The sequence below is a fragment of the Streptomyces sp. NPDC031426 genome (assembly GCF_055581585.1).
Window position 1 is genome coordinate 37,807 of the sequence record NZ_JBVIJE010000013.1, and the last position, 11,763, is coordinate 49,569.

Annotated in this window: 6 protein-coding genes; 4 read left to right on the top strand and 2 right to left on the bottom strand. The window is 73.1% G+C overall.

What is annotated here, in order from left to right:
* Positions 1 to 56: 56 nt before the first annotated feature.
* Both ACZ5NH_RS26210 and ACZ5NH_RS26215 read right to left on the bottom strand, forming a co-directional pair.
* The gene (locus ACZ5NH_RS26210) at positions 57 to 1,199 is read right to left on the bottom strand and encodes an acyl-CoA dehydrogenase (protein ID WP_388624650.1); all 1,143 of its coding nucleotides are present in this window, start codon (positions 1,197 to 1,199) and stop codon (positions 57 to 59) included.
* A 27-nt stretch (positions 1,200 to 1,226) separates the two neighbouring features.
* Positions 1,227 to 2,858 (bottom strand): aldehyde dehydrogenase family protein, encoded by a 1,632-nt coding sequence (locus ACZ5NH_RS26215; protein WP_388624647.1) that lies wholly within the window; start codon positions 2,856 to 2,858, stop codon positions 1,227 to 1,229.
* 161 nt (positions 2,859 to 3,019) lie between these two features.
* Here ACZ5NH_RS26215 and ACZ5NH_RS26220 point away from each other — a divergent pair, with 161 nt between their 5' ends.
* The 4 genes from ACZ5NH_RS26220 to ACZ5NH_RS26235 are packed head-to-tail and all read left to right on the top strand — an operon-like array spanning position 3,020 to position 11,746.
* Positions 3,020 to 3,319, top strand: a complete 300-nt coding sequence (locus ACZ5NH_RS26220; RefSeq protein ID WP_388624645.1) for an acyl carrier protein — start codon at positions 3,020 to 3,022, stop codon at positions 3,317 to 3,319.
* Positions 3,320 to 3,330: 11 nt separating this feature from the next.
* Entirely contained in the window at positions 3,331 to 9,084 is a 5,754-nt protein-coding gene (locus ACZ5NH_RS26225; protein WP_468778572.1) for a type I polyketide synthase, read from the top strand.
* A gap of 23 nt (positions 9,085 to 9,107) precedes the next feature.
* The gene (locus ACZ5NH_RS26230; protein WP_468778574.1) at positions 9,108 to 10,709 is read left to right on the top strand and encodes a fatty acid--CoA ligase; all 1,602 of its coding nucleotides are present in this window, start codon (positions 9,108 to 9,110) and stop codon (positions 10,707 to 10,709) included.
* A 38-nt stretch (positions 10,710 to 10,747) separates the two neighbouring features.
* A complete protein-coding gene (locus ACZ5NH_RS26235; protein WP_468778575.1) occupies positions 10,748 to 11,746 on the top strand; it encodes an LLM class flavin-dependent oxidoreductase in 999 nt (332 codons plus the stop codon).
* Positions 11,747 to 11,763: the final 17 nt, after the last annotated feature.

Below are 11,763 nucleotides of genomic sequence, written 5' to 3' on the forward strand. Positions count from 1 at the left end.
CTGCGCGACCAGCCATAGACGGACCGCAGCCGCCCACGGGCTCTGCCGACCGAGCTCTACGCCAGAACCAGCGGCCCCCCGCCGAAGTAGGCAAGAAGCGGCTCGGCGGCACCGATCCGGGACGGCGGATGAAAGGCCAGTGCTCGAGTAGCGGCAGCGCCTTGCGCGGAGGCCGAGTTGCTGATGAACTCCAGCCCCCCGAGCAGCTCCAGCGCCCGCCCCACGATGTCCGGCAGCGCGTTCTGCACCGCGTACCGGGCGACCAGCACCCGCGCCACCGACTCCTCGTCACCGGGCTCGGGGCCCGTGCCGCGGGCGACGCCCTCCAGCAGAGCCAGCGCGGCCTCCATGTCGACGGCCAGCGCGGCCCGTTCCTCCACGCCGCCCCGCTTGCGCTCCAGCACCTGCTCCACCAGCGCGGCGGCGGTGCCGGCGTACCCGGCGGAGATCAGCATCTCGAACCAGACGAACCCGGCCGACTGAAGGTCGTCGAGGCGGCTGGGGTCGTCGGCGCCGGCCCGGACCACCATCTCGGCCGGCACGAACACGTCCGCCAGCCGGACCTCGTCGCTCTCCGCGCCGGCCAGCAGGTCGTTGCCCCAGAACGGGTGCACGGACAGACCGGGGGCGTCGGCGGGGACGATCGCGAGCGCCAGCTCCGGCTCGCCGCCGTCCTCGCCGTGGATCGCGATGGACGCGGTGAGCAGGCTCATCGAACCGGACAGGCTGCACGGCTTCTTCGCCCCGGAGAGCAGGAACCCGCCCTCCACCGGGCGCGCGGTCACGGCCGGCTTGAGGATGTTCTGTGCGGTACGGCCCTCGGCCCAGCCGGAGGCCATCACCTGCTGCTCCGGGACGATCCGGTGCAGCAGCTCGGTCTGCGCGGCGGTGAGCCGGCCCGACTTCACCGCGAGCGAGTACAGCATGGCGGCGGTGAAGTGGTGCATGGACACGGCCGCCACCAGGGACGGCGACAGGGCGCCCAGGGCCAGCTGCACGCGCAGCGCCTCCAGCGGGGCCGCGCCATGGCCGCCGTAGGTCTCGGGGATGAGCAGGCCGACCCCGCCGTGGATGCGGAAGAGGTCGATCACAGGGCTGCCGGGCCGCTCCCGCTCGGCGTACGGGATCTGCTCCAGCTCCTTGAGCAGTCCGGGGTGGAACCGCTCGCAGACGGTCCGGGCGGCATCGAGGGAACGCACGGGAAACCTCCGCAGGTCGGAATGTGGTCAGGCGCCGAAGACCGCGTCGTACGGGCTCACGTCGCGGGCGATGCTGACTCCCTGCACATGGGAGGTCTTGAGCATCGGGTAGTTGGCCTCGCCGAAGGCGCCGCCGGTGCGGCCGGTGCCGCCGTGGCTCGGCAGGTACGGCAGGAAGCCGATGTGGGAGTCGTTGACCTTCAGCAGACCGCCGTTGACCGTGCGCCGCACGAAGGTCTCCACGACGTGGTCCGAGCGGGACCACAGCGAGTTGCGCAGCCCGTAGTCGTTGCTGTTGACGAACTGCAGGAAGGCTTCCAGCAGGGCGTCGTCGTGGTCGCGTTCGGCGATCACGATCGGGATCAGCGGGAAGAACGTCTCCTCGCGGACCACGTCGTACGTCCGCGCCCGGTCCAGGCCGTCCACCCGCACCACCGTCGGCTGCAGGAACACGCCCGTCTCCGAGACCGTGCCGTCCAGCTCGGTGCGGTGGCCGCCGGTGACCAGCTCGGCGCCGTTGTCCAGGGCCTGCCGCAGCAGCCGGAAGAACCGCTCGCTGCGCCTGACCGGCGACAGCAGCACGTCCTCCTCCTCCGGCAGGCCCGGACGGATGCCCTTGACCTGCTCCTTCACCTCGGCGATCAGCGCCTCGGCGACATCGGGGTGGACGAGGACGTAGTTGGGCACCATGCAGATCTGCCCGGAGCCGTAGAAGGCCTCCGTGATCGCCTCGGCCGCCCACTTCACGTCGGCGTCCTTCCACACCACGATGCCGTCGTTGCCCGCGAGTTCGAGGATCGGCTTCTTGCCGTGCGCCACGCACTGCTGCTCGAAGCGCAGGCCCTCCTGGCTGCCGCCGATGTAGAAGATGTCGTTGATCAGCGGGTCGGCGATCCAGCGGTCCATGGTCTGCTTCGGGTTGGAGCACACCGCGTTGAGCACCCCGGCCGGCGCGTCGACCTCCTCCAGCAGCGGGGCGACGACGTCCCGCAGCAGCCACATCGTGGACAGCGCGATGCTGCGCGGCGCCCGCACCACCACCGCGTTGCCGGCCATCAGCGCCAGCACGCACAGGGCGGCGCTCGGCAGCGGGGCGTTCTGCGGCGGGTTGAAGGCGACCACGCCGTCCGGCTGGCGGTGCAGGATCAGCTTGCGGCCGTTGTACTCCTTCTCCACCCGCATCTGCTTCAGGTACCAGCGCAGGGAGCCGGGGGCGTAGATCTGCAGCAGGCAGCTCAGCTCCCAGCGGGCGAGCTTGACCGGGTGGGACTCGGCGACCAGCATGCGCAGGAACTCGTCCTGGTGCTTGATCAGTTCCTCGCGGAAGCGGGTGCCGAGGCGCATCCGCCGCTCCAGCGGTACGGCCGCCCAGTCGGGGGCGGCAGCGGCGGCGGCCTGGGTGGCCAGGTCGATGGCCGAGTCGTCCGCGATCGCGCAGCGCCCGACGACATAGGGGTGCCTCGCCGCCTCGGATTCCGGGTCCTGTTCGAGGGAGCGCTTCAGGCTCACGCTGGTGAACACGTCTTCCAGCAGGGAGCGTCCGCTGACGGTGTAGACCCAGCCGTCTCCGGCGACGTCCTTGCCCGCGATGTAGAGGTCGTAGCTCTTCAATCCGGAAGGTGCCTCAGCACTCTCCTCCTGCGCGGCTTCGCGAAGCATCTTCAGCCTTTCGGATATGGCGTGTGGATTTCTTGAAGCAAGGCGAGCGTGGCAGCGGAATCTGACCCCGCGCTGACGCCCGACTGACCGGCCTGATCCGGCCAACTGCCTTGTACGAAGCCGTCAGTGGGGCGTCAGCCGGCGCTGCTTGCATGAGGCGCATGCCACCTGTCGACAGCACCAGCCGGCGCCTGCGCGAGCTGCCGCGCAGCGAACTCGCCGAAGAGATCGAGGGAATCGTCCTGGCCAAATTCAGGACCGTTCTGCTCATGGACGATTCCGAGGATCTTCCGCTCGACATCAGCTATTTCGATCTCGGCCTCACCTCGCTGCGGCTGACCGAGATACGGCAGAGCCTGGAGCAGCTCCTGGACCTGTCGATCAACGTCAGCGTGCTCTTCAACGAGCCGACGATCGCCCATCTCGTGGACCACCTGACCCAGGCCGTCAAGGAAGCTTGAGGAGTCGCTCCATGCCGCGTACGGAGACAGAGCAGGCGCCCGAGCCGGTCGCGATCGTCGGAATCGGTCTGCGGTTCCCCGGCGGCAGCGGCTCGCCCGACGAGTTCGACGCCTTCCTCAAGGAGGGCAGGAGCGGGATCGGACCGATCCCGCGGGACCGCTGGGACGTCGAGGCGTTCACCCCCGAGGGCCCCGACGACAAGGGCAAGATCATCGCCTCGGCCGGCGGGTTCCTGGACCGCATCGACCTGTTCGACGCGGGCTTCTTCAACATCTCCCCGAAGGAAGCCCGCTACATGGACCCCCAGCAGCGGCTGCTGCTGGAGACCGCCTGGCAGGCCCTGGAGCACGCCGGCATCGACCCGGCCCCGCTGCGCCGCGGCAACGGCGGCGTCTACATCGGCGCCAGCTCCATCGACTACGCCCTGGAGCTGGACTCACTGCCGTACGAGGAGCTGGACGGCCATCTGGCGTCCGGCATCACCATGTTCCCGCTGTCGGGCCGGCTGTCCTACTTCCTCGGCTGGCGCGGCCCGAGCATGAGCGTCGACACCGCCTGCTCCTCCTCCCTGGTCGCCCTGCACCTCGCCGTGAACGCGCTGCGCGCCGGCGAGACCGACATCGCGCTGTGCGGCGGCGTCAACGCCCTGCACCACCCGCGCATCCCGGTGATGTTCTCCAACGCCCAGATGCTCGCCCCGGACGGCCGCTGCAAGACCTTCGACGAGTCCGCCGACGGCTACGCGCGCGCCGAGGGCTGCGGCATCGTCGTGCTCAAGCGGCTGTCCGACGCCGAGCGCGACGGCGACCAGATCCTCGCCCTGGTGCGCGGTACGGCCGTCGGCCAGGACGGTGACAGCGCGGGCCTGACCGTGCCCAACGGACCGGCCCAGGAGAAGGTCATCCGCAGCGCGCTCGCCGCCGCCCGCCTGACGCCCGGGGACATCCAGTACGTCGAGGCGCACGGCACCGGCACCCCGCTCGGCGACCCCATCGAGTTCGGTGCCATCGGCGACGTGTTCGTGGACTCCCACACCAAGGACCGGCCCGTGCTGGTCGGCTCGGTGAAGACCAACCTCGGGCACATGGAGCCCGCCTCCGGCATCGTCGGCGTCATCAAGACCGTGCTCCAGCTGCGGGCCCGGACGATCTACCCGCACCTCAACCTGGAGACGCCCTCCGGCCGCATCCCCTGGGACCTCTACCCGCTGCGGGTGCCCACCGCCTGCGAGCCGTGGGACGCCGAGGTGCGGCGGGCGGTCGTCAACAGCTTCGGGTTCGCCGGCACCATCGGCGCGGTGGTGCTGGAGCAGGCGCCCGCGCCCGCGGAGCCCGCCGCGGGCGAAGGGGCGGCACCGCTGTTCACCCTGTCGGCGAAGAACGCCGCCGCCCTGCGCGAACTCGCCGCCGCCTACCGGGAGTCGGCCGACCGGCAGCCCCTGGAGGCGCTGTGCCACAGCGCCAACACGACCCGCGCCCACCACCCTTACCGCATCGCCGCCCCGGTCGCCGACCGGGCCGCGCTGGCGAGGCTCCTCGACCGGGCCGCCGAGCAGGAACACGAGGGCCCCTCGGGCATCCGCAAGACCGCCTTCCTGTTCACCGGCCAGGGCTCCCAGTACGCCGGCATGGGCGCCGCCCTCTACGCGGCCTGCCCCGTCTTCCGCGAGCACGTGGACGCGTGCGACGAGCTGTTCGCCGCCCATCTCGGCCGTTCGGTAAGGGACTTGCTGCTCGGCACCGCCGCCGACCCGGAGGCGATCGACCGCACCGAGTACACCCAGCCCGCCCTGTTCACCCTGGAGTACGCCCTCGCCCGGCAGTGGATGGCCTGGGGCGCCCGGCCCAACGTGCTCATCGGACACAGCATCGGCGAGGTCGTCGCCGCCGCCGTCGCCGGGCTGTTCGACCTGCCCGACGCGGTCCGGCTGGTCGCCGCCCGCGCCCGGCTGATGCAGGCCGTGCGCACCGCGGGCGGGATGGCCGCCGTCGCCGCGCCCGTCGAGGACGTCGAGCCCCTGCTCCAGGGACATGACGACCTGGCCCTGGCGGGCATCAACGCCCCCGACCAGACGGTGATCTCGGGCGCCACGGCCGCGCTGGACGAGGTGGTCGCCGCCCTGGAGGCCAAGGGCGTCCGCGTGGACCGGCTCAAGGTCTCCCACGCCTTCCACTCCCCGCTGATGGCCGAGGTCTACGACGACTTCCGCGCCGCCCTCGACGGCATCACCTTCCGCGAGCCGGCCATCAGCCTCATCTCCAACGTCACCGGCCGCCTCGCCCGCTTCCGGGAGATCGGCGACCCGGACTACTGGGTACGCCACATCGGCGAACCCGTCCGCTTCCTCGACGGCATCCGGGCCGTCGCCAAGCGCGGGCGGCACGCGATGGTCGAGATCGGCCCGCAGGCCGCGCTCACCGCGCTCGCCCGGCGCGGCGTCACCGCCGAGGACCACCTGTGGCTCGCGAGCCTGCGCCGCCGCGACACCACCACCGCGACCGCCCTCACCGCGCTCGCCGACTACTACACGGCCGGCCTCACCGTCGACTGGAGCGGCTACCACGCCGGACACCCGGTGCCCGCGCGCGTGGACCTGCCGACCTACGCCTTCCAGCGCAAGCGCTACTGGCTGCCCTCGGTCACCCCGCGCCGGTCCGCCGCGAACGGCAGCGCCCGGCACCCGCTGCTCGGCATCGAGGAGCGGTTCGCCAGCGGGGTGCGGGAGTTCACGGCCGAGTTCACCGCCGAGGAGCTGGGCGCGCTCGCCGACCTCGCCGACGGCGGCCGTACCGTGCTGCCCGCCGGCGCCTACGTCGACCTGCTGTTCGCCGTGCAGGACGCGGTCCAGGGCCACGCCCGCTCCGCCGTCCGCGACCTGAGGCTGCTCGCCCCGCTGGAGCTGCCCGCCGAGACCGTGACCGCGCTGACCACCCGCTGGCGGCCCCGGCACGGCGGCGGCGCCGAGGTCGAGGTGTTCACGATCGTCGGCGGTGAGGAGAACCTGCACGCCACCGCCGTCGTCGCCGCGGCGCCCGAACCCCTCGTCCCGGTCTCGGAGCTGGCCGAACTGGACGCCACCCTCGCCCCCGCCGCCCAGCACATCGACGACGAGGACATCTACACCGACCTCGCCTCCGTCGGCCGCCCCCAGGGGCCGAGGATGCGACTCCTGCTGCGCGCCGCCCGGCACGGCGACGGACTGGTCACCGGCGAGCTCACCGGCCGCGACGCCACCGCCGTCGAACACGTCCCGGCCGAGCTGCTGGAGGCCGCCGTGCAGGCCCTGGTCGTCCTCGACCCCGAGGGCCCGGTGTTCGTGCCGCGGGAGATCGCGGCCGTACGGCACTTCCGCAAGCCGCGCGGTCAGAACCTGAGGGTCCTCGCCCGGGTGCGCGGCGAACAGGACCGGCGCCTCGCGGACGTGCTGCTGCTGGAGAACGGCGAGCCGGTCGCCGAGCTGCTCGGGGTACGCATGGCCCGGCCCGAGGGGCGCGCCGGCCGCCGGCAGTTCCTGCACCGCCCCGACTGGGTGCGCCGCGCCCTGCCGGCCAAGGAGCACAGCCCGGCCCGGCATGTGGTGCTGCTCGACCCGTCCGCCGCGCGGGCCGCCGAACTCGCCGCCGAGCCCGGTCTCAAGGTCACCTGGCTGACCGGCCTCACCGACCTCAAGGCCGCCCTGGAGGACCCCACCGTCACCGACGTCTGCCGGCTGTGGCGGCAGCGCCCCGAGCCGATGTCCGCCGAGCGGCTGCGCGCCGAGTGCGAGGACAACTACCGCGAACTCCTCGCGCTCGTGGGCGCGTTGGAGGCCGTGGCCCGGCCGCCCCGGCTATGGCTGGTCACCGAGGGCGCCCAGTGGCTGCCGGGCGACCCGGCCGGCGACGGCGGCCACCTCGGCGCCGCCACCCTGTGGGGCTTCGGCCGGGTGCTGCTCACCGAGTACCCGCAGTACCGGGCCACCCTGGTCGACCTCGCCCCCGGCAGCGGCCTCGCCCCGCTCGCCGAGGAGTGGCGGGCCGAGCCGCCCGGCGAGTACCAGGTCGCCCACCGGCCCGGCCGCCGCTATGTGCGCCGGCTGCTCGCCGGTGACACCGCGCTCACCTGGACCGGGGGCTTCGAACTGCGCGCCCCCGACTCCGGCGACCTCTCCGACCTGGCCCTCGCCCCGGTCCCCGACCGGGCGCCCGGGGCCGGCGAGGTCCAGGTCCGCGTGCACACCGTCGGCCTCACCGCCGAGGACGCCCGCGCCGCCCTGGACACCGGCCGGGCGGAACGCGCGGCGGAGGGCGAGGAGGAACCCCCGCCGCTGCTCGGGCGGCTGGCGCGCGGCACGGTCCTCGCCACCGCCGACGGCACCGGATTCGCGCCGGGCGACGAGGTGCTCGTGCGCCACGACGGCACCTTCCGGGCCACGCTCACCGTGCCCGTCCCGGCCGTCGTCCACGCCACCGGCTCCGACGACACCGCGCCCCGCTTCCGGCTCGACGAGACCGGCGAAGCCCTGCGCACCGCCCTCGCCGACCCGGCCGGACGGGCCTGGGTGACCCTGCCCGAGGACCCGGCCGAGCAGCCGCCGGACGCGGTGCTCCTGGCGGAGGGCCGGGCCGGATCGCAACGGGACGCGGTGATCCCGCCGGAGGGCCGGCCCGAGCCGCAGCAGTACGCGGTCGAGGAGGGCCCCGCCCGGCTCCGCGCCGACCGCACCTACCTGGTCACCGGCGGCCTCGGCGGTCTCGGCCTGGTCACCGCCCGCAAGCTGGCCGCCCTCGGCGCCCGGCACCTGACCCTGGTCAGCCGCGGCGGCCGGGCCACCGAGGAGGCCTCGGCGCTCCTCGCCGACCTCGCCGCAGACGCCGAGATCGACGTCGTTCGCGCCGACATCTCCCGCCCGCAGGACGTGCGGCGGCTCGTCCGGCAGCTCGCGGCGGGCCCGTACCCGGTCGGCGGGATCGTGCACGCCGCCGGCTCCTACGACAAGAAACTGATCTCCGAGCTGACCTGGGAGTCCATCGACGCCCAGCTCGCCGCGAAGGCCTACGGCGGCTGGCTGCTGCACGAGGCCGCCGAGGAGTCCTTCCCGGAGCTGGAGTTCTTCGTCACCTACTCCTCCATCGCCTCCGTCCTCGGCGGCGCCACCCAGGGCCACTACGCCGCCGCCAGCGCCGCCCTCGACGCGCTCGCCGAGTGGCGCGGCCGGCGCGGGGTGCCCGGCCTGTCGGTCAACTGGGGCGCCTGGGCCCGGGTCGGTATGTCCGCCCGCCTCGAGGAGCACCTCAGCCAGGAGATCGAACGCAGCGGCGTCCGCTTCTTCTCCCCGACCCGCGCACTGGACACGCTCGCCCGGCTCTGGGGCCGGCCGCGCACGCAGCGGATCGTGGGCGAGTTCGACTGGGACCGCTATGTCTCCGGCAGCGTCACCGGCGACCTGTTCTACGACCGGCTCGCCCGGCGGACCACGGACGAGGACGGCACCGGCCTCGACCTCGGCGCGCTGGCCGCGCTGCCGGAGGCCGAACGGCTCGCCGCCGTCACCCGCGTGGTCCGCGAGAAGGTCGCCGCCGTCCTGCACCTGGAGGAGGGCGACGAGCTGGACGCGAACGCCGAATTCGTGTCGCTGGGCCTGGACTCCCTGATGGCCCAGCAGGTCAAGGCCGCACTGGAGCAGGCGTTCCGGCTGCCCCTGCCGGCCTCCCTCACCCATGACCACCCCACGGTCCGCGCGCTGGCCCGGTTCGTCGACGGGCAGCTCGCCCCGGCAGCGTGAACAGCAAGGGACGGGAAACCGAGATGACCGACACACCGAGGGAGCGCTGGACGCTCCACCACTCCGTGCGCGCCCACGCCGGAAGCCGCCCGGAGCACCCGGCGATCGTCTGCGAGGGCCGGGTCACCACCTACGCCAAGCTCCACCAGGACAGCAACCGGGCCGCGCACGCCCTGCGCGCCGGCGGCGTCCGGCGCGGTGACCGGGTCGCCTACCTGGGCCGCGAGTCCGCGAACTACTACCTCGTGATGATCGCCTGCGCCAAGGCCGGCGCGGTCCTGGTCCCGGTCAACTGGCGGCTCACCCCGAACGAGGTCGACCACATCCTGCGTGACTCCGGCGCAACACTGATCTTCGTGGACGACGAGTTCTGGGACACCGTCGCCACCGTCCGCCACCAACTGCGCGGACTGCGCCGGGTGATCCGCGTCGACGGCACCGACGCCGACGGCGAACCCGCGCGCGGCACCGGCGTGCTCGCCTGGGCGGCCGACCAGCCCGAGACCGACCCCACGCCCGGCACCGGCCCGGACGACGCGGTGATCCAGATCTACACCAGCGGCACGACCGGCCTGCCCAAGGGCGCCGTCCTCGCCCACCGCAGCTTCTTCACGCTGCCGCACGCGAGCCGCGCCGAGGGCGTCGACTGGATCGACTGGCGGCCCGAGGACGTGGCCCTGATCTCGCTGCCGGGCTTCGGCGTGGCCGGCATCGGCTGGTTCCTGCACACCCTCAACGCGGGCGGCACCAACGTCATCATGCCGCAGTTCGACCCGCAGGAAGCGGTCCGGCTCATCCGAACGCACCGCGTGACGACCACCTTCGCCGCTCCCGCGATGCTCCAGGCGATGGCGGCCGAACGCGAGGCCGGACCCGAGGCGTTCCGCTCGCTCCGCAAGATCGCGTACGGCGCCGCCCCCATGTCCGAGACCCTGCTCAAGCAGTGCCTGGAGACGTACGACTGCGAGTTCGCCCAGATCTACGCCAGCACCGAGACCGGCAGCGTGGCGGTGTGCCTCCCGCCGGACGCCCATCACCCCGGAAGCACCAGGCTGAACTCCGTGGGCCGCCCCTGCCCCGGCACCGACGTCAAGGTGATCGGCCCCGGCGGCGAGACCCTGCCGCCCGGCGCGGTCGGCCAGATCTGCGTCCGCACCCCCTCCCGGATGCTCGGCTACTGGAACCTGCCCGAGGCCACGGCCCGCACCCTGGTGGGGGAGTGGCTGCACATGGGCGACGCCGGCTACCTCGACGAGGACGGCTACCTCCACCTGTGCGACCGCATCAACGACACGATCATCGTCGCCGGGCAGAACATCTACCCGGCGGAGGTCGAGAAGGCCCTCGCCGCGCACCCCGCGGTGGCCGACGTGGCGGTGGTCGGCCTGCCCGACGACCGCTGGGGCGAGAGCGTGCACGCGGTGGTCGTGCTGAAGCCCGGCGCGAGTGCCACCCCACGGGAACTCCTGCTGTCCCTGCGGGGCCGCATCGCCGACTACAAGATCCCGGGAACGTACCACTTCACGGCCTCCCTGCCGCGCAACCCCTCGGGGAAGATCTTGCGCCGCGCGGTGCGGGAGGTACTGGCGGCACCAGCCAGGGACCCGCTGGGCCACGCACTATGACGACGTATCGACATCGCCCAGCGGAAGAGGAGTTGACCATGAGCGCAGAGGCCCTGCGGGTCGGCGTCCAGCTGCCCACTCGGGAACAGGCCATCAGGGGCAGCTATGCGGCAGCCCCCCTGCTCGACTTCGCCCGTCAGGCGGAAGCCCTCGGGTTCGACTCCCTGTGGGCCGGGGACTCACTGACGGCCCGCCCTCGCCTGGACCCGCTGATCGTACTGTCCGCCGCGGCCGCGGCCACCCGGCGCATCACCGTCGGCACCGCCGCCCTCACCCCCGCCCTGCGCCACCCCCTCATCGGCGCCAACATGATCGCGAGCCTCAGCCATGTGGCGGCCGGGCGGCTGGTTCTCGGGCTCGGCTCCGGGTTCCCCATGGCCGAGACCGAGGAGGAGTTCGCCTCCGTCGGCGCCTCCTTCCAGGGCCGCGTCGGCCGCCTGGACGAGATCACCGCGCTGTGGCGGACGGCCTGGCGGTCCCACGACGAGGGCGAACCCGCCGAGTTCCAGGGCAGGTTCTGGCAGGCCGACAACCTCGACCGGCTCCCCTCGCCGGCGGTGCCCGGCGGCCCGCCCCTCTGGCTCGCCGGCAGCGACACCCCGAAGGTCCTCGCCCGCGCGGCGGCCCGCTACGACGGCTGGCTGCCGTTCCTGCCCGACGTCGACGCCTACGCCCGCGCCCGCCGCCGTATCGCCGAACTCGCGGCGGAGGCCGGCCGCACGGTCACTCCCGCGCTGTACGCCACGGTCACCGTGAACAGCGACGAGAGCGCCGCCAGGGCCGAGCTGGAGCACTACATCAGCCACTACTACGGCCGCTCCCTGGAGCAGATGAGCAGCATCCAGGCCTACGCCTGGGGCAGCGCCGAGAAGTGCGCGGAGTGGCTCGGCGGATACGTCCGGGCCGGCGCCCGGCATCTGGTCGTACGGATCGGATCGCTCGACCCCGAGCCGCAGTTGAAGGAGATCGCCGAGGTGCTGCTGCCCGCGGTACGCGCCCTCGGCCCGTCCACCACCGTTGGGAGTACGCCGTCGTGACCACCGCCATCGGCACC